A 19,446-nucleotide genomic window follows, 5' to 3' on the forward strand; every position below is an offset into this window, starting at 1 on the left:
TCCTCCTACTCCGCCTCGCCGCTGGGCGGCTTCTCCGCGCATACGCGGTGGTACGCGTCGAGGAGGGATCGTGTAGCCGCCCAGGAGGACGGATCACGGAACAAGGCCACGATGGGGTCGGCCTCGGCGTCGCTCCCGTTGGCGGAGATCGACAGTTGCGCCAGGAGCCGATGAGCGGCCGCGCGCTCGACGGACCCGGCCTCTTCGGCGTCGTCGCAGGGCGCGGGCAAGGGCTCGACGCTGAATCCTTGTGGTAGCTTTGGGTCCAGGCGCACACAGTCGGACAATCGAAACGCATTGGCGAAGTCGCCGACACGCTTCGACAAGCGTGCCCCGGCCCGCGCGTCCCTGCCCTTCCTCGCCGGCGGCGAGACTGCGGTCGCCCCGCGCGCCACCGCATCTGTTGCACCGGACGTTGCGTCGCATGGCTGCGGCTCGCGCAGGAGACGGCGGATCTCTGAATCAGGCAACTGCCGGTCGGCACCGGCGACCGCCAGCGCGGCACACTCCGCGGCCGCCGGCGTGCACTGTGCGAGCAGCGCAAACTGCGCGGTCATGCGGCGAAGGATCGTCTCCACCTCGTCCTTGCCGAGTCGTGGCGGATCGTCCATCTCCCGGACCGCGTTGATCTCCGCGGCGAAGTCGGCCACGAGCTCCTCGAACGCGGTCTTGCGCACCAGGGGATCCAGATTGAGCGCGTCGGCGAGCTTTTCTAGGCACCCGAAGCGGGAGCGAATGGCGGCGGTACTTTCGTGTGTGAGGTGCAAGCCGATCGGGGCGAGGTAGTCGATGGCGAAGAGGTAGATGGAGGCGGTCACGCTGTGAAGCTTCAGGCCGCAGCGTTGGGCGTGCTCGGACAATTCGCGCAGGCTCAGAGGTCGCTGGAGCTCGGATTCGAGCTCGCTCTTGAGCAGCGCGGTGCCGCGGGCTTTCTCCCAGAACAGCGTTTCGGCGCGATTCTCGTTCTCGGCCAGGTGGGCCGAAATGACATCGGCCTCGCCCGCCCACGGATGCAGCACGACGCGAATCCACTCGTAGCGGGCATCGTGCGTCTCGAGCCATAGCTCCTGGACGATCTGCAGGCGCGTATTGCCGCCGAAATAGCACATGTAGCGGCTGGCACCCGCTCTGCGGGTCACGCTCAACGCATCCTTCAGGCCGCCCCGGGCTTCGATGGAGGCACGGATGTCGGCATAGCGCTTGTTGGTTCGCACGCGCAGGTTGCGGTCGTAGCAATCGATATCCATGCACCGCAGGAGCATCCAGCCGTCGACATCCTCACCCGGCTGGAGGTCGGTCGCGGCGTTGGCCGCTTCCTTGACGGCCAGGCTGTGTTGAACGAGCAGCGCGCGACGCTCGCCGGTTATGCCATGGGACGCGGGCGCTTGCAGCTTTCCTCGCTTTTCCATGTGCTGGGCCAGTTCCTTGACGGAGATGGAGTCAGGCAATCGCGTTCTGGACGTCATGGCCGTCGACGACCTCGCTGAGAGCTTCCGGCGGCACCCCAGCGCGGGTGCCGTCAAGGCTCGGAATGAGCTCCCACAGGAGCGCATGCATTGCAGGACTCGCCTTGACCGGGTCGATCCAATGCACCGGGACCTGGGCAGTGGCGGCATTGCGGTACGCAACGGCGTGCGGTATGACCGTTTTGAGGAGCAGGACCTTGCACTTGAGCTGCTGATAGCTCTCGCGAATCGCCTGACCGATCTCGCGTGCGTCGCGGGTGTTTTCGTGGCGGTAGATGATCGCCAGCATTTGCGGCACGGAGATGCCGAACGCCGCAGCCGTTTCTACGCGGTTCAGCAGTTCCTGGGTGCCCGACAGAAACTCGCGCGCCGAGAGGATATCGGGCGAGATCGGCGAAAGGAGCACGTCGGCGGCCAGCACTGCAGCATCCTGAAGGTGGCCCACCGCGCCCTGGGTATCGATGAGCACGACATCGTAGCGCTCCTGCAGCAGCGGACTGCGCAAGGCGAGTTTGATGCGCAGCGCGCTGTCCATACGCGGCGCGAGCCAGTCCTGGAGCGCCCCCTGTGGCGCATCGGAGATGACGATGTCGAGGCAGCCGTTGGGGTTGAGCTGCGGCTGTCGACGCAATGGCACGGGCGCGAGCGCGAAGTCGATGGTTGAAATGCGGTCGTCGCTGAGCGCCCCCTGCTTGATCATTTGCGTCAGTCCGTGCCGCGCTCGCCTGGCAATGGGGTAATAGCGACTGAGACTCGGCTGCACATCCGCATCGATGAGCAGGACGCCCATGCCAATGTCGGCGAGCAGGGGACGAAAGCGAGGGGAAAGCTTGAGTGTCGGCGAGGGGAGGCTGCGACACACGCGCATGAAGTGGGAACGGGACTCCCGACTGAGCCGGTGCGGGATATTCCGCGACACCGTCTCGGATTTCCCGTCGGAGGGCAGAACAGTCGTATTCCGAGACAGCGCCTCGGAAATCAGCCGGGGCGGATACGCGAGGCAAAAAGAGGCGCACTTGCTCCAGGTTGTCGACGCTGAAACCTCGTCCGAAGCGCTGCCATAGGTCGGCGGACAGGCGCTGCAGTTCCTGCTCACCCCGCTCGGCGCGGGCTTCACTGCCCCGCTCGAACTCGAGGATGCAATGGCCGATCTCCCAGTAAGTAGCCGTCTTATGTCCGAAAGCGCCGAGGCGAGAAGGTCGGCCCCGTAAAATGAAAACGGCTCGCTTTTCAGCGAGCCGTTTTGTAGAACGATTGGCGATTTGTAGATTGCCTACTTTTCCCCAAGTCCTTGATTACTTGGGGCGACATACCGGGATCGAACCGGTGACACCTGGAGCCACAAGACTGGTGACTAATACGTAAAATCAAACACTTGCGTCACTTTATTTTCAAAACAACGTCTCCCCACACCGAGCAACGGCGCGGAACTACGGCGGACTTTTGAAAGTTTCTTGGGTGCAACCTGACCTTTCCAGCGTCCTAATCAAACGCCCGTCACCACGGTCACGGCGGCTGGATCACTACCACGCACCGGGGGAGCAATGACAGGTCGAGCAACGGCGGTGCGAGTATGACCCGTGATTCCGCGCGAATCAGATCGGCCTTCTCCGGAGAGCCCAATCATCGGGAGCGCTCTTGGCCGGGTCGAAGTCGAGTTCGACTTCGACTCCGTTCGGATCCGTGAAGAAGACCTGCCACGTGCGCAGTTCGCCCGGCGTGCGAATGATGCGGTAGCTAACGCCGGCCGCAACCAGGCGATTCAGCGTGCGCACCAGTCCCTCGGCGCGAAATGCCATGTGGTCGAGAACGCCCCGACGCGGCTCGGGCATCTCTTTGACACTGATGACGTGCAGCACGGGTTGCTGCGATATGTAGAGCCAGCAGCCTGGGACGGAAAAAGGCGGACGCGGCCCTTCCTCCATCTCGAGCAGTTCGGTGTAGAAGCGACGCGTCACATCGAGGCGATCGGTAACGATCGTAAAGTGGTCCATTCGCGTGATCATGAATTGCTCCGACGGAGGTTGAATTCTGTAAGGCGGCCGGACGCCGTGAGTTGCAACGGGTGAGAGCTCTTACATGAGCCCGCTGTAGCTTCCGCCGTCCACCTGCAAGTTCTGTCCCGATATGTAGGAAGCCTGCATTGAACAAAGAAACGCACATGCGGCGGCGAACTCCTCGGGGCGGCCGAATCTGCCTGCGGCGACGGGCTTGAGCATGTCATTCCGGGCCTCCTCGAAGCTGCACCCGGCTCTCGTCGCCTGCTGTTCGATCATGTAGCGCAGCCGGTCGGTTTCGATCCGCTCCGGCAGCAGGTTATTGATCGTGACATTGTCGCGCGCGACGGCTCGCGATAAAGCCTTGGAGAAGGCCGTCAATCCTGCGCGCGCGGCAGTCGAAAGCCCGAGCGGGAGATGCGGCGATTTCACCATCGCGGAGGTGATATTGACGATGCGCCCGAACTTGCGCTTCCGCATTCCCCCCACGACGGCCTGGATGAGGAGTATCCCGGACAGCATGTTGGCTTCGATGGCGCCCAGCCACACTGCGTGATCCCAATCCTCGATCCTGCCGGGCGCGGGCCCGCCGTTATTGGTGACGAGGATGTCCGGTTCATCGCATGCGGCGAGCAGAAGCTGCCGCCCTCGCTCGGTATCGAGATCGGCAACGACGGTGGCGGGCCTCACTCCGGTCTCCCGCGCGATCTCGTCTGCCGCCAAGCTCAGGCGCTCCTCGTCACGTCCATTGAGGATGACCGTACAGCCTTCCTGCGCCAACGCCAAGGCACAGGCTTTTCCAAGGCCGCGCGAGGAGGCGCACACGATCGCCCGACGTCCATTGATTCCGAAATCCATTCAGCTCTCCTGCCACGTCTTGAACTTGCCTCGCAGGGACAGCATTGATCCACTTTATGGGAAAAGTGTTCAACTTCCACAAAGCCACGCAAACCTGCGCATCTCGCGTTTAGTCGAGGGGCACCACCGGCCCTTTTGTTGACATAGATCAAATCACACCGTGAGCAACGGTAGGATACTCCGCTTAAATTATACATCTTTTGTGTTTATGTTCAGTTTTAAAGCACAGACGAACGGACGACCTTCAAGGAGGAGGACCACATGGACAGAAAATCGAACCCCAAACTCTCGGACGGCACCCTGCTTTCCGATCTGATCAACCTCGAAACCCGCGAAGTCAAGATGCGGGCGCTTTCCGATCCCGAACTGTTCGAGCTCGAGATGGAGCGCATCTTCGCCAAGACCTGGGTATTCCTGGGGCACGAAACCGAAATCCCGAACAAGGGCGATTTCGTTGTCCGCGACATGGGATCGGATTCCGTGCTGATGGCGCGCGGGGCGGACGGCGAGGTGTACGTCTCCCTCAACGTCTGCCCCCATCGGGGCATGAAGATCTCGACCCACGACGTGGGTAACACGATGACTCACGTCTGTATCTACCACGGCTGGGCATTCAAGCCGAACGGCGACTTCATCGGCGCGCCGGTCGAGAAGGAATGCATGCACGGGAAGATGATGACCAAGCAGGAACTTGGCCTGAAGAAGGCCCGCGTCGCGATCTATGGCGGCTTGGTCTTCGCGACGTGGAACATCGAGGGCCCGAGCTTCGAGGACTTCCTCGGCGACGCGAAATGGTATTTCGACACGCTCTGGTGCCGTACTGACAAGGGCATGGAAGTGCTGGGCCCCCCGCAGCGTTTCACGATCCGTGCGAACTGGAAGACCGCCTGCGAGCAGTCGGCGTCGGACGGATTCCATGTGCTGACCCTGCACCGCTGGCTGTCGGAAGTAGGCCCCTATCGCAAGCCGGGCAGCGAGGGTGGCGGCGGCGATCTGACGCCGGAGATGTACGGCACCGAGGTCTACACCGGGCACGCACACACCATGCGTTGCATCGAGCTGGACCGCAAGATCCGACGCCTGACGGGGAAGGACCCGAGCGAGTTGTCGATCAAGGAGAAACTCGAGGCGCTGCCCCCGCCGGGCATCACGCCCGAGATGCTGCCGGAAGTGCTCCGTCGCTTCAGCGATGACCAGCTGCGCGTCATGGCCTGGCGTCCGCCCCAGGTGGGCAACTTCTTTCCCAACGGGCTGTTCGAGTTCGTCTACATCCCCTCGCCCGATGGCGTGATCGGGGTCATGGCGCTGCATGCGTATGTCCCGAAGGGGCCGGACAAGCTGGAATTCGTGAACTGGATCCTGGCCGAGAAGGACACTCCGCCGGAACTGAAGGCCAAGATGCTGCGCCTTGGCGTCCAACTCCTGGGCACTTCGGGGATGGTCGAGCAGGACGATTCGGACACCTGGCCGCACCAGACGCTCGCGGCGAAGGGTGCCGTGAGCAAGCACATCACGATGAAGTATCAGTCGATGTACGAGAACAACAGGCTCGAAGGCTGGCCGGGCCCTGGCGATGTCGGCGACGGCTTCACGAAGGACGACACCCAGTGGCGCTGGTGGGAATACTGGTACGAACTGATGACTGCCGAGAACTGATCACAGCGCGACTAACTACCCCTATTTCAGGAGACCTCCATGCTTCAGCAACTGCTCGAACCGACTCCGCTGCCGCCCTCGATCAAGGCGAACCGTATTCCCTCCGGCAGCGATACCTACAACGAGGTTCTCGACTTCCTCTACGACGAAGCCGAAATGCTCGACAACCTGCGCCTCGGCGAATGGGCGGAGCTGCTCACCAAGGACCTCGAATATAACGCGCCCCTGCGCCACACGCGTTCGACGTCACAGTTCGACCAGACCTATTCGCGCAACGTCCAGCACCTGCACGAGAATTACGGCTCGATGCTCATGCGGGTCAAGCGCATTACCGACACCAAGAGCGCCTGGGGCGAGGATCCGCCATCGCGCATCAAGCGTCTGGTCACGAACGTACGCGTCTACCGAATCGACGACAGCGATGACCTGAAGGTCGAGAGCTATCTGCTCCTCACACGCAGCCGTTTCGATTTCGACTACTTCGACCTGATCCCCTGCGTCCGCCACGACATTCTGCGCCGCGAGGATGGCGCGCTGAAACTCGCTCGCCGCGAGATCCTGCTCGACCAAGTCGTCATCGGCACCCCCAACCTGGGCGTGATCCTTTAGACGCGCAACGGCGACCACTACCACAAACATACCGCCTGCATGCCGCTCGGCCACGTGCGCGGCATGCGACGGCGGAATCGGAGACAACACGCGATGAAACTTGAAGAACTCATCCTCGTCAGCATCGACGACCACGCCATTGAACCCCCGAACGCCTTTGCGCGCCACATGCCGGCCCGCTTCAAGGGGCGCGAGCCTCACATCGAGAAGCATAAGGGGCGTGACGTGTGGGTTTTCGAAGGACGGGCAACCGGCTACATGGGCCTCAACTCGGTCGTCGGTCGCCCCAAGGAAGAGTACGGCATGGAGCCGCTCGGTTACGAACACATGAGGCGCGGCACTTGGGACGTCCAGGCGCGCGTCGACGACATGAACGCCAATGGCGTGCTCGGCTCGCTGTGTTTCCCGACCTTCCCCGGCTTCGCGGGGCAGCGCTTCCAGCAGTACGAGAACGCGCGCGACGTATCGCTCGCCGCCATCCAGGCCTACAACGACTGGCACCTGCACGACTGGTGCAACGCCGCCCCGGGGCGCTTCATCCCGATGGCGCTGATTCCCTGGTGGGATGCGCAGGCCGCCGCCGCCGAAATCAACCGCATGGCGAAGGACGGGGTGCACGCGATCTCCTTCTCCGACAACCCCGCCCTGCATGGTTTCCCGTCGATCCACGATTCGTACTGGGACCCGGTGTGGAAGGCCTGCGCGGACAACGCGGTGGTCATCAACTGCCACATCGGCACCGGCGTCAAGGCCGAGCACGCCTCCGACCTGTCGCCGATCGACGCCTGGATCACTTCGATGCCGATCTCGATCGCGAACTCGGCGGCCGACTGGATCTGGGCTCCAATGTGGAGGAAGTACCCGACGCTGAAGATGGCGCTTTCCGAGGGCGGCATCGGGTGGATTCCCTACCTCCTCGAGCGTGCGGATTTCACCCACCGGCATCACAAGGCCTGGACGAATGCCAGCTTCGGCGGCAAGAAGCCGAGCGAAATCTTCAAGGAGCACATCATCACGTGTTTCATCGAGGACGACTTCGGCCTGCAGAACCTGAAGCACATCGGTGAAGACATGGTTGGCTGGGAATGCGACTACCCGCATTCCGATTGCACCTGGCCGAATTCTCCGGAAGTAGTGTGGGAGAGCTTCAGGCACCTCCCCGACGAGACCATCGCCAAGGTCACTCACCGGAACGTGATGCGCGAATACAGCTACGACCCGTTCGCGATCCTCGGCCGCGAGAACTGCACCGTAGGCGCGCTGCGCGCGCAGGCTCGCGCCAAGGGCATCGACACCTCGCCCACGCAAGGCATGGGGGGCGCGGCACCGAAGCGGGAAGCCGGCAAACCGGTCACTTCGGGCGACATCAACGCCATGTTCAAACAGGCGGACGCCGAGACCGCACTCTGATCCGGGGGCGCTTCACGGCGCCCGCAGCATGAGAGGAGGAGATCCCGCGCTATCCGCGATAGCGCGGCGGGCGCCCTCACGCCCGACGATGGAACCGATAACGGGAGATATCCATGAGCGAACAATACGACATCGTGGTCGCCGGTGGTGGCCACAACGGTCTGGTGGCCGCGTGCTACCTGGCGAAGGCGGGACTGAAGGTATGCGTCGTCGAGAAAAACGACAAGGTCGGCGGCGGCGTCATGACGCGCGAGCTGACGGCGCCGGGCTTCAAGCATGACGTCTGCTCGGTCGCACACACCCTGCTGCAGGCCAACCCATTGCTGCGCAACGACGAACTGCAGCTGAAATCGAAGTTCGGGCTGAAGTACATCAACCCCGACAAGATGACTGCGATCTTCTACGACGACGGGACCACGCTCGAGTTCTACACCGACCTTGAGCAGACTGCCCAAGCGATCGCAAAATTCTCGCAGAAGGATGCGGAAGCCTACCGGCGCTTCAACAAGGAGGTTTTCCAGAACCTCGACATGATGGTGATGGGCATGTTCCATGCACCCCCGAACGCGGGGGCGCAAGCCGTGATGATGGAGCAGAGCGTGGTCGGGCAATCGCTGATGCGAACCCAGTCGATGAGCGCATGGGACTTCATCTGCGAATGGTTCGAGCACCCCAAGGTGCGCATCGCGTTGGCCCGCTATGCCTCGGAAGCCATGATGAACCCGTTCAACAACGGCACGGGATTCGGTTTCTACATCATTCTGCCCTTCATGCACCGCTACGGTGTCGGCATTCCCGTCGGCGGCTCGGGCGCCTTCGCGGACAAGCTGCGGGAGTGCTTCGAATCGCATGGCGGCGCGGTACGCGTCAATGCACCCGTCAAGCAGATGCGCATGGATGGCAGCAAGGTGACGGGCGTCGTGCTCGAATCGGGCGAGGAGATCATCGCGAAGAAAGGCGTCATCTCGACGATGCACGTGCAACAGGTGTTCCCGCACATGGTGCCGGGCGCGAATCTGCCGGAAGGATTCGAGCCGCGGATTCGGGGGCTGAAACGCAACAGCTTCCAGCCCTTCAACCTGCACCTCGCGCTGCACGAGGCGCCGCAGTACAAGGTCGGACCGGCGGTGGACGATTTCTTCTGGGTCGAGCGTTCGCACTCCGACTGGGAGGAGTTCGCACGCGCCTTCTCCGATCTCGAATACGGCATCCCGCGCCGCGACTTCGTCGCCTACGTGATGCAGGACGTCTATGACAAGACGCGGGCACCCGAGGGCAAGCGTGTGCTCAACATGTACGCGTTCTGCCCCTACAACGTAAAGGGCGGCCCGCAGCGTTGGGACGAGATCGGCAAGGAAATCGCTTACGGATTCCTCGACGACCTGCGCAAGCTCACGACCAATATGGGCGACGACAACATCATCGGTTTCTCGTGGTTCACACCGCTCGATATCGAGCGCCACAACAACGCGATGATCGGTGCGGACATCCTGCACTTCGGCTCGTACAACTGGCAGATCGCGGGCAACCGCCCCGCCCCGGGCTACGGGCAGTACAAGTCGCCGGTGGCAGGTCTGTACATGGCGGGCGCGTCCACCCATCCGGGGGGCGGAGTCACCGCAGCGTCCGGACGCAATGCGGCACAGGTGGTGTTGGAAGACCTGGGCATGGATTTCGACGACCTCATCGAAAACTGACCCGTGGAACGCCGCGACCGCGTCGCGCGGTTGCGGTCACGTCCAACGTGATGGAGAGCGGCAGCCGTGAAGATGTTCAGCAAGGAAGGCGTGGAGATGGTCGAAGTGAAGTCCATCCAGCGAAAGGACGACACCCTGGTCATGAAGGGCAAGGTCATGGGCTCGATGGCCACCACCATCCTGATCCGCCCCGAAGACTGCTGGCAGGCGCTCCGGCTGCTCGGGTGGCGGACGCTGCTGCGGATGCCGTTGATCCTGTTCAGAGGCTACCGCCAGGCCGCAAGATCAAGCTGATTCGCGATCGCTCGCCGATAGCGCAGCCGTGAAGGAGCAGCCCCTCATTGATGGGCCTCGGAGGGGCTGGACAGGCGGCCCGCCACGACCACCCCGAGGACGCCGCACAGGGCAAGAGCAGCGGCTCCCAGCGCGAGGGACAGCAGCGAATTCCACATCAGTGGCGCCAGCACCGCGGCAATCCAGGCGTTGAATCCCGTCTGGATGAACAGCTGAACCGATGAGCCGGTGCCGCGGCGCGCCGGTACGCAATCCAGGCCGCGCACCGTGATCGTTGGAATCATCACCGACATGCCCAGATTGAAGAACAGGAGATACGCCACATACCACGCCGTGCCGCCGGGTTCGACGAGGCACACGGCGAGATTCCAGAGAGTGGCGGCAGCCATGATCGCGAACCCGGCCTTCAGCGTGGATGCCGTCGACCAGCGCTGCGCAAGGCGGCCCGCAAGCGCGGAGCCCAACATCAGCCCCACCGTCGCAGGTCCGAACATCCACAGGAAATCGGTCTCGCCCAGGCCAAGGTGCTCCATCAGGAACACCGGCGCAGACAGTACGTAAAGGAAGAAGCCGCCGAACATGCAGGCATACGCCAGTGCCCAGCTCATGAAGCGCGCGTTTCCGAGCACGGCCGCGTAACCGCGAAGCACACCCGCCGGATTGAACGGGTGACGCTGCGAGGCTGGCAGGGTCTCCGGTAATCCGAAAAACACGGCGACGAGCAGGCTGGTGGCAAGCAGGCACAGGAACACGAATACGGAGCGCCAGCCCAGCGCGACCTGCAACCAGCCGCCCACCAAAGGAGCGACGGCAGGTGCGATCGAGAACATCAACACCACCTGCGACATCATGCGCTGCGCACGCGGCCCTTCATGCAGGTCCCGGACGACGGCGCGACCGATCACGATCCCGGCACCCGCCGAGAAGCCCTGGAGTGCCCGCAGAACCCACAACTGCTCCACTTGTGTCGCAAGCGCGCATCCGAGCGACGCCAATGCATAGACGACCAGACCGGCCAGCACCACGCGGCGGCGCCCGAAGGAGTCCGAGATCGTGCCATGCCACAGGGCCATGAAGGCAAAGGCGGCGAAGTAGATCGCCACTGTCTGCTGCAACGCGACTCGATCCGTGCCGAGCACCACCGCCATTTCCCCGAAGGATGGCAGGTAGGTGTTGATCGAAAACGGGCCGAGCATCGCCAAGCCCGCCAGGATCACGGTCGTGCCGAGTTGCCTTGTACCGGGACGGTATCCGGATTGCAGAAATCAGCCCCGCATGCCGAGCACTGCCGAAATGTCGGCACTCGGGTCGGCATCGGCGCCGTAGCCGAAGTCCCCGCGCTGCTGCCTCTCGGCGAGACGCACCATCAGCAATCGGTAGCGGTTGCCGGGGCCGTCGAAACGCGAGCTCAGGTCGCGGCGTTCGGTGGACTCGAAATAGCGCGCGTTCTGAGGGCGCAGCACCGAGTTGTCCTGTGGCTGGATCACGTAGGAGATGCGCGGCATCAGCCAGCGAAACGGTGCCGGCGCATGGACGGTGTAGTTCGTCTGGTCAACGCGAGAACGGTGCTTGCCGACTGGTACAAAGGGCTGCACGTTCGGAATCGGATAGCCCGGGGTGAAGTTCGGGTAAGAGATGCACACGTTGTTGCGCAGATGGACATGCAGCACTGCGCGCAGATCCTGGTATTGGGCGCGTACGCCTCCGATCCAGCGCATCACCGGTGCCACCGACTTGCGGGTGACGTTGCGGATGCGAGTCACCGTCTCGGAGGTCGAATGGACCTCGACGACATCGTTCTCGGACTGGCCGTCACCGATCGCGTTGGCATGCAGGAAGTCGGCATGTGTCAGATCGATGAGGTTCTCGACGGACAGCGGCGAGGCCGCATCGAAACGCACCGCGCGCTGCGTGTAGCGAGGGATCCCCTGACCATCGGGCGGCAGGAAGGGGATGTTCGGGATCAGTTCCTCGTGCGCATTATCGGGGTTTCCGTACCACGCCCAGATATACCCGTAGCGCTCGACGGCCGGATAGAAACCGGAGCCGTTCGTGAAGGCACTTGCACCTGCGCGCATCGCCTCGAGGCGGTCGGGGCGGAACTCGGCCGCATATAACCTCCCGCCATCGCGCCATAGATATACGTCCTGCGCATGGACAATACGGCGTACCGCCCGCTGGCCGATGTCGGCACTGTAGGCGACCGGAAACCAGGTGTCGCGCAGATCGAGATTGATCGGTACCCAGTCGCGCTTGGAGGTCGCCTCCGCTTCGCGCCCTACCGCATCCATCATCGGGACTTCGCTCATACTACGCATCTCTCCTGCACCGGCACCACGCGCTCGGCCGGCGTCCTCGCATCGGTCTTCGCCAATCTGCGATCTCGTGACGGTGCGACTTCGAGTGCCGCCGCGGCTGCGCCGTCGATATGGGGGAAGATTGCGAACGGAGCACGTCCGATCGCCCGCGCCATCCGCCACCGCCACGACAGCGGCGCTGCCGTGGCATGACGAAAACCGCGCCAGACCAGACTGGTGGTACCGCGCCTGTTCTCGCTGGCAGCGATGAAGATCGTGACGAGCGGCTCTTCGTCGGCGCTGAGGAGTTCCACGCGAATGTCACCGCCCCTTAGCGGTACGCGAGTACGTACCCAGAGCGAATGGTCTCGCACGAAGGCTGGCCCATTTCCCTTGCCCTTCCACACCGCACCTCGATCGAGGACAAGATGCTCGCCGTCGCGGCGCGGATCGCCGAGGAAGAAATCGGTGATGTGCACGCCGGGGAAGGAAAGCAGGCATTCCGGGCCGTCGAGCATCACGTCGAGATATTGCTCAAACGCAATATTAGCCACCGCTGAACCGGTCTGTTCGCGACCGGCCGCGCGATACGACGCGCCCGGCAATACGGCGGCGGGCGTTCCCGCCCCCCGCCAGACGTGGATGAAGCCGTTCGCCTCGGCCGCCGGAAAGGCGCGCGCCGCATAACGCGCCGGCACCCGCTCATCGCGACGCAGGTTGGGAATGTCATTGCACAGGCCCGTCGCGCCGTCGAAAGTCCAGCCGTGGTAGGGGCACTGAAGACCACCGGCTTTCACGGGTCCGGGCGACAGTGGCACACGCCGGTGCGGACACCGGTCCTCCAGCGCGAACACGGCGCCCTTCCCGTCGCGAAACACGGCGAGTTGCTCGCCTTCGCAGGTCACCGCGAGCGCCTTGTCACCGTGCACCGCCTCGGACAGCGCGACCACCCACCATCGTCCCATGCTCAGCCTCCCCTGCCCCTTGCCGGTCAGCCCCTGATCCGCGCGGTGATCTTCGCGTGCGGCCCGGCAATCTGCGACGCCCAGGCTTCGACAGCCTGATCCAGCGTATAGTCGGCGTAGTCGACCTGGATATTCTCTGTGTGTGCAATGCGCAGCAGTCGCTCCCAGATCGCGCGGCGATCGGCCGGCGGACGCTGCCCCGTACCCACGCATGACAGCGTGCGGAAAAGCAGATCGGCGATGTCGAGATTGATCTGACGCCCCGCACCCGTGCCGATCGTCATGATGCGTGCGCCCCATCGGGTCGCCTTGAGGGCGTTGAGCATCGGTTGCCCGCACACCAGATCGAGCACGACGTCGAAACCGTCGCCCGCCGCGTCCTTCAACGCCGCGACATCGTTCTCGCTACCGAGCGCCACGACTTCGTCGGCAATCCCGCGCGTCTTCAGGCGCTGCAGGGTCTCGGCGGAGCGTGCGGCCGCGACGACCCTGCCCGCGCCGAGATAGCGCGCGAGTTGCAGCGCCACCTGCCCGAGCGTGCCGGTCGCACCGAGCACCAGCACCTGCTCACCCCGCTGGATGTTGGCTTGCTCGAGCGGCACCAGTGCGCCGGTGGCGGCGATGCCCATCGTGATCGCGGTCTTGTCGTCGACGTCGTCGGGCACGTCCCAGACCTCATCGGCCGGCACCAGCGTACGCTCGGCCCACGCCCCGAAGGGCATCACCGAGCGCTCGCCGAAATACACGCGGCGGCCGTCCGGCGCCCTGCCCACGCCTTCGCCGCGGATCACGCACGGGTATTGCACGCCCAGCCGGTACGCGCCGAGTACGTCCCAGCCCCCGAGCCCCGCCGTGTCCATGTCGATGAGGACGGCGCCTTCCTGGGACGCCGGTTCCGGAAACTCCTGCACGACTGGAGCGGCGCCCCGCTCGCTGATGACAGCTGCTTTCATCGACGACTCCTTACATTCCCTTCGCGCCGGTCTGAGCGAAGAGGGCCTTCATTGCGACAAGCGAGGGCGTGTGGCATGAGAAACCGCCATCGGCGACCAGCGTCGTGCCGGTCACGAAGGACGACTCGTCGGACGCGAGGAAGGCCACCACGTCGGCGATCTGGCGCGGGGTGCCGACATCGGGCGTGAGGTGATTGTCGCGGATGATCTGGATCACGGCCGGCGGCATGCTCCCGTGGGCGTTCTCCGCCGGCGCGAGGCCGATCTGCAGCGCGTTTGAGCGAATGCCCTCCTTGCCGTACTGGGTCGCGATCGACTTGCTGAGCATCATCAGCGCCGCCTTCGAAGCGGCGTAGGCCGACAGCGACAGGTCGCCTTGGGCGCCGAGCCCCGAGGTCGCGAAGATCAGGGAGCCTTTCTTCTGCTTGAGCATCTCGCGGATCGCATACTTGGCGCACAGCATCGAACCGCGCAGATTCACCGCCATCGCGCGGTCCCACGCCTCGACGTCCATGTTGGCAACGTCGCGGTCGCGCTCGCGTTGCTCGACGCTCAGGATCGCCGCATTGCTGTACAGGACATCCACTCGCCCGAAGCGGTCCACCGCCGCCGCGACCATCGCCGCGACGTCCGCCTCGGACGAGACGTCGGCCCGCACGGCAATCGCGCGCCCACCGCCCGACTCGATCTCGGCGGCCACCTTGCGTGCGCCGTCGAGATCGATGTCCGTGATTGCCACACTCGCACCGTGCATCGCCAGCACGCGGGCCGATTCGGCGCCGAGGCCGCCGGCCGCCCCGGTCACGATCGCGACACGGCCATCCAGTTTTCGCTCGCTCATCTGTCTGTCTCCTGATTCTTCTCTGCGCAGAGCGCGTCGCTTAGCGACCGGTGAAGCGCGGTTCGCGCTTTTCGCGAAAGGCGGTCGCCGCCTCCCTCGCGTCGTCGCTGGGTTTGAGCAGTGCGAAAAGATCCAGCTCGAGGTCCAGGCCCTTCTTGAGGTCGACGTCCAGTGCGGCACGCGCAGCGCGCTTCACACACAGCGTCGCCGCCGGCGCCCGTGAGGCGATGCGCATCGCGAAGGCACGCACCTCTTCCACCAGTTTGTCCGGCGCGCTCGCCACCCGGGTGACCAGCCCGATCGCCTTCGCTTCATCGGCGCTCAGGCGGTCACCGGTGAGCAGCAGGTCCATCGCCCGGCCCGGCCCCACCACGCGCGGCAGGCGCTGGGTTCCCCCGCCGCCGGGAATCAGGCCCAGGGCAGTCTCTGGCAGACTGAAAACCGCGTCGGGCGTGGCAAAGCGGATGTCGCAAGCGAGGGCGAGCTCCATGCCCCCTCCCATGCAATAGCCATGAATGGCCGCAATCGTGGGTTTCTCGGCCGCATCGAACGCCTCGACCCAGCGCGCGCCCTGCATGCGCCGGCGCACTTCGATCGAGGTCTCGGGGCCACGCTGTTCCTTGATGTCGGCGCCCGCGCAGAAACCCCGCGGGCCATCCCCACGAATGACGATCACGCGGATCGACGGGTCTGCCTCGAGATCCCGCAGAGCCTGCGGAACGCCGGTGCGAATCTCGTCGTTGATAGCATTGATCTGGGCCGGACGGGTCAGCACGATCCAGCCGATGCTGCCCTGACGCTCCACGACCACGGCGTCGTTGAGCGGGACCGCCATCGACTCGGCCCCGGCATTCTTGACCGCAAGGTCGGATGCCATGTCAGACCTCCTCGAACTCGATGAGCTGCCCGCGCATCTCGCTCGGATCGATCCGGATCATCGCGCCGCCGCCGACGGCTTCGGACTCCTCGATCCATTGGAAACGGGTCCCGCGCGCGCGCAGGTCCTCAGCCTTGGCCTTGAGGCCATTCACTGCGATGCGGATGTAGTAAAGACCCGGCCCCCAGTTGTTCAGGTACAGGCCCGCGTCGCTGTTCCAGCGGCTGGGCTGGATCACGTCGAGGCTGGCGCTGTTGGCTACCGTAAAGGGCATCGTCGCGCGGCGGTATCCCTCGCGATGCAGCGCTTCGACTTCGCCGCTCGGCTCCCAGTCGAGATTCTTCGAGCAGCAGCGCAGCGTCTCGTCCAGATCGCGCACGAGGAATCCGCGCGCGCTGACGCGCACCATGTCGCCCGGCTTCGGGTCGCGCGGCTGCATGGGTTGCGCGGCGAATGTCTCGGACGGCATCTGCAGCGGTTCGGTCGGCATCACCTCGATGCACAGGCCGCCATCCACCACCGGGGTGTAACGCGGCCGCTCGGGCGTCGCGCCGAGCCACAACCGGTCGAACGGCATGTCCGGCGTGCGCTGGGCCATCCGGAACGGCAACCCGCGACGCATCAGCTTGTCGACGAAGGCGTCGAATTTCGGCCCTTGCAGCGCGAGCACGACCGAGTGGGTGAGCATCGGACGATGGCGTCCCTGGTAGTCCTTCAGGCTCTCGAGGAACTCGTGGAACATCGGGTCGCCCGGATTCTCGCGATCCAGATGCCATTGCGGTTCGAGTCGGGTCGGAGAGACCGCCAGCGACTTGTGCACGCGCAGGAAATGCGCGATGTAGGGATGGTCGTCGAACGCCTGACGCCAGTTAGGATGGCCGTGCACGCCGAGCTTGTTCACCAGTCGCGCAGCCATGTCGTCGGGATCAGGCAGCATCATGTCGGCACTCAGCAAGAGGTCGAACATCGTCTTGTCTCCAGTTGTGGTCTGTCTTGTCCGCCAGCCGCCCGCCCGGGCGATGTCGGCTTTCTTGAATTTCTTGAGGAATCAGGCCGCCGCGCGCAAAAGGGTTCCACGTGCGCCGCTCGGTTCGCGCGGGTTGAGCATGAAATGCGACAGCGCCGGAATCAGGATCAGAGCACCGAGCATGTTCCACAGGAACATGAAGGTCAGCAGGATCCCCATGTCGGCCTGGAACTTGATCGGCGACCATGCCCATGTGATCACGCCGGCAGCCATCGTGAGTCCCACCAACGCGACCACCTTGCCCGTGAAGTCGAGCGACTTGCGATAGGCATCGCGCAAGCTTCCCCCGCGGCGCTGGACGGCAATCTGCACGCTTAGCAGATAAAGCGCGTAGTCGACACCGACACCGACACCAACCGCGATGACCGGCAGGGTCGCGACCTTGAGTCCGATCCCGAGCCAGACCATCAGCGCCTTGCAGAGGATCGTGGTGATGACGAGTGGGATCAGTGCGACGATCGTCGCGCGAACGCTGCGGAACGTGATCAGGCACAGCAGAGCCGTTGCACCATAGACCGCGAGATACATCGTGACGATGCTCTTCTGTACCTCGATATTGGTCGCCGCCTCGATCCCCGCGCTGCCCGCAGCGAGCAGGAACTGCACCGGCTCCTTCGCATCGGGCGCCGAATTGTTTGCGGCCGCATACGCTTCCCCGGTCTGCAGGATGCGCGCCAGGGTATCGGCCTTGTGGTCCTTCAGGTACACCACCAGCGGCGACACGGAGCAACTCTGGTTCGTGATGTCCGGCGTCGCGATGACGGCTGCCGACACGGAGCCGTCCGTGATCGACTGGTTACGGCTGATCGTGAGCCACTTGCCACTGCCCTCGAACATCGCCGAGGTCACGAAACGCACCGTTTCGGCCAGTGAGGTCGTCGTCTGGACCGCCGGATCCTGCCGCAGCAGTTGTGCCAGCCCGTCCATCTTCTGCAGGTTGGAATACAGGCGACAGCCCTCGTCGCTGGTCTTCATGATGACCACGAACTGGTCGCTCGAGAGCCCGTAGTGTTCCGTGATGTATGCGTTGTCGCGGTTGTAGCGCGACTCGGGACGAAGTTCGGGCGCCCCGGCATCCAGATCTCCGATGCGCAGGTCCTGCATGACGATTGCGGAGACGACGGTCACGATCGCGGCAATGGCGATGACCGCAATCGCCCACCTCCGCTCGGTGAGTTCGTCCAAACCGTGCCAGATCCGCCCCGGCAACGAACGCCGGCCGCCCGCCCTCATGTCGTCCGCCGTGGCATGCCGGATGGCCGATTCGCTGACGCCGAGATAGGAGAGTGCGACCGGGATAAGGAAAAGCTTCGTGAAGATCAGGACCGAAACGCCGACGCTGGTGGTCAGGGCCAAGTCGCGGATAACCGGGATGTCGATGATGATCAGTACAGCAAAGCCGACGATGTTCGCCAGCAGTGCCGTGAGACCGGCCATGAACAGGCGCCGGAAGGTGTAGCGTGACGCGACGTACTTGTGGGTGCCGCGGCCAATGTCCTGGATGATGCCGTTCATCTTCTGCGCGCCGTGCGACAGCCCGATGGCGAAGATCAGGAAAGGCACCAGGATCGAATACGGATCGAGCTCATACCCGAGCAACTGCATCAGCCCGAGCAACCACACCACGCCGATCACGGCGACCGTCACAAGAAGCATCGTGCTGCGCACGCAGCGGGTGTAGAGATAGACGAAGAACGCGGCAACGACGACTGACACCGCGAAGAACACCATCACCTCGCGCAGGCCCGCGATCAGATCGCCGACGATCTTCGCGAAACCGACGATGTGAATGCCGACCTTGTCACTCTCGTAGGTGCGGATCTTCGCTTCGAGAGCGTCCGCAAACTCACCGTAATTCAGCGCTTCACCGGTCTTCGGATGAATATCCAGCAGCGGCGCCACGATCATGCTCGACTTCATGTCATTCGCGACGAGGCTGCCGACGATGCCCGCCTTGCCGATGTTCTCGCGCAGTTTCGCGACTTCGTTCGCGCTGCCGTCGAAGCTCGCGGGCATCACCGCGCCGCCGGTAATGCCGTCTTCGGTCACCTCGCGCCAGCGGACAATCGGCATCCAGATCGACTTCATCCACGAGCGATCGACGCCGGGAATCAGGTAAAGGTCGTCATTGACTTTCTTGAGCACGTCGAGGTACCCGGGGTCGAAGACGTCCCCCGACTTGTTCTCGACGACGATCCGGATCGTGTTGCCCAGGCCCGGTAACTCGCTTTTGTTATCGAGGTAATTCTTGATGTACGGGCTGCCGAGTGGAATCATCCGCTCGAAATTCGCATTAACCTGGATGCGCGTCGCGGCGAAGCCGAGTACGAGAGTCGCCACAAGGCATGCCAGGAGCACGACGATGCGATTGTTGAAGATGATGCGCTCGAGCACGCTGCCGGAACCGAAATCGAAATCCTTCAGGTCCCGAATCACCGGCATCACTCTTTGTTCGCTGTGGCCTGCCATGCTGTGTCTCGCAAATTTCAGTATCAGGAG

17 protein-coding genes and 1 pseudogene are annotated in these 19,446 nt (G+C 63.7%); 5 read left to right on the plus strand and 13 right to left on the minus strand.

Annotated elements, in window-relative coordinates:
• Positions 1 to 5: 5 nt before the first annotated feature.
• From ToN1_RS02800 to ToN1_RS02820, 5 genes and pseudogenes are all read right to left on the minus strand, one after another.
• Complete coding sequence (locus tag ToN1_RS02800) at positions 6 to 1,448, minus strand: hypothetical protein (protein ID WP_244860949.1); 1,443 nt, start codon at positions 1,446 to 1,448, stop codon at positions 6 to 8.
• Entirely contained in the window at positions 1,441 to 2,256 is an 816-nt protein-coding gene (locus tag ToN1_RS02805; RefSeq protein WP_244860950.1) for a ParA family protein, read from the minus strand. Before ToN1_RS02805 ends, ToN1_RS02800 begins: the two co-directional genes overlap by 8 nt.
• Before the next feature lie 268 nt (positions 2,257 to 2,524).
• A pseudogene (locus ToN1_RS25020) lies at positions 2,525 to 2,728 on the minus strand (hypothetical protein); the annotation flags it as partial.
• Positions 2,729 to 3,061: 333 nt separating this feature from the next.
• Positions 3,062 to 3,472 (minus strand): VOC family protein, encoded by a 411-nt coding sequence (locus ToN1_RS02815; protein ID WP_169204522.1) that lies wholly within the window; start codon positions 3,470 to 3,472, stop codon positions 3,062 to 3,064.
• A 69-nt stretch (positions 3,473 to 3,541) separates the two neighbouring features.
• On the minus strand, positions 3,542 to 4,321 hold the full coding sequence (locus ToN1_RS02820) for an SDR family oxidoreductase (protein ID WP_169204523.1): 780 nt from the start codon (positions 4,319 to 4,321) through the stop codon (positions 3,542 to 3,544).
• Between the two features lie 261 nt (positions 4,322 to 4,582).
• Between ToN1_RS02820 and ToN1_RS02825 the strand changes: the two genes are divergently transcribed.
• The 5 genes from ToN1_RS02825 (at position 4,583) to ToN1_RS02845 (ending at position 9,987) form a co-directional block, all read left to right on the plus strand.
• Positions 4,583 to 5,977, plus strand: coding sequence for an aromatic ring-hydroxylating dioxygenase subunit alpha (locus ToN1_RS02825; protein ID WP_169204524.1), 1,395 nt, complete (start codon positions 4,583 to 4,585; stop codon positions 5,975 to 5,977).
• A 39-nt stretch (positions 5,978 to 6,016) separates the two neighbouring features.
• Entirely contained in the window at positions 6,017 to 6,586 is a 570-nt protein-coding gene (locus ToN1_RS02830) for an aromatic-ring-hydroxylating dioxygenase subunit beta (RefSeq protein WP_018990641.1), read from the plus strand.
• Positions 6,587 to 6,679: 93 nt separating this feature from the next.
• Positions 6,680 to 7,996: an amidohydrolase family protein gene (locus tag ToN1_RS02835; protein ID WP_169204525.1), complete on the plus strand. Its 1,317-nt coding sequence runs from the start codon at positions 6,680 to 6,682 to the stop codon at positions 7,994 to 7,996.
• Positions 7,997 to 8,109: 113 nt separating this feature from the next.
• The gene (locus ToN1_RS02840; RefSeq protein ID WP_169204526.1) at positions 8,110 to 9,693 is read left to right on the plus strand and encodes a phytoene desaturase family protein; all 1,584 of its coding nucleotides are present in this window, start codon (positions 8,110 to 8,112) and stop codon (positions 9,691 to 9,693) included.
• Positions 9,694 to 9,765: 72 nt separating this feature from the next.
• Positions 9,766 to 9,987, plus strand: coding sequence for a hypothetical protein (locus ToN1_RS02845; RefSeq protein ID WP_211162017.1), 222 nt, complete (start codon positions 9,766 to 9,768; stop codon positions 9,985 to 9,987).
• A 44-nt stretch (positions 9,988 to 10,031) separates the two neighbouring features.
• On the opposite strand, the gene ToN1_RS02850 is transcribed toward ToN1_RS02845, so the two are convergent.
• The 8 genes from ToN1_RS02850 to ToN1_RS02885 form a co-directional block, all read right to left on the minus strand.
• Positions 10,032 to 11,183, minus strand: a complete 1,152-nt coding sequence (locus ToN1_RS02850) for a multidrug effflux MFS transporter (protein ID WP_211162011.1) — start codon at positions 11,181 to 11,183, stop codon at positions 10,032 to 10,034.
• A 69-nt stretch (positions 11,184 to 11,252) separates the two neighbouring features.
• Positions 11,253 to 12,296 (minus strand): aromatic ring-hydroxylating oxygenase subunit alpha, encoded by a 1,044-nt coding sequence (locus tag ToN1_RS02855; protein WP_169204529.1) that lies wholly within the window; start codon positions 12,294 to 12,296, stop codon positions 11,253 to 11,255.
• Positions 12,293 to 13,249, minus strand: a complete 957-nt coding sequence (locus ToN1_RS02860) for a Rieske 2Fe-2S domain-containing protein (protein WP_169204530.1) — start codon at positions 13,247 to 13,249, stop codon at positions 12,293 to 12,295. Before ToN1_RS02860 ends, ToN1_RS02855 begins: the two co-directional genes overlap by 4 nt.
• Positions 13,250 to 13,275: 26 nt before the next feature.
• A complete protein-coding gene (locus ToN1_RS02865) occupies positions 13,276 to 14,202 on the minus strand; it encodes a quinone oxidoreductase family protein (protein WP_169204531.1) in 927 nt (308 codons plus the stop codon).
• Between the two features lie 10 nt (positions 14,203 to 14,212).
• Positions 14,213 to 15,043, minus strand: a complete 831-nt coding sequence (locus ToN1_RS02870) for an SDR family NAD(P)-dependent oxidoreductase (RefSeq protein WP_169204532.1) — start codon at positions 15,041 to 15,043, stop codon at positions 14,213 to 14,215.
• A gap of 40 nt (positions 15,044 to 15,083) precedes the next feature.
• Positions 15,084 to 15,920 (minus strand): enoyl-CoA hydratase/isomerase family protein, encoded by an 837-nt coding sequence (locus ToN1_RS02875; RefSeq protein WP_169204533.1) that lies wholly within the window; start codon positions 15,918 to 15,920, stop codon positions 15,084 to 15,086.
• A gap of 1 nt (position 15,921) precedes the next feature.
• Entirely contained in the window at positions 15,922 to 16,887 is a 966-nt protein-coding gene (locus tag ToN1_RS02880) for a VOC family protein (protein WP_153169500.1), read from the minus strand.
• Positions 16,888 to 16,968: 81 nt separating this feature from the next.
• The gene (locus tag ToN1_RS02885; RefSeq protein ID WP_169204534.1) at positions 16,969 to 19,416 is read right to left on the minus strand and encodes an efflux RND transporter permease subunit; all 2,448 of its coding nucleotides are present in this window, start codon (positions 19,414 to 19,416) and stop codon (positions 16,969 to 16,971) included.
• Positions 19,417 to 19,446 lie beyond the last annotated feature (30 nt).

The organism is Aromatoleum petrolei, from assembly GCF_017894385.1.
Lineage (GTDB): Bacteria > Pseudomonadota > Gammaproteobacteria > Burkholderiales > Rhodocyclaceae > Aromatoleum > Aromatoleum petrolei.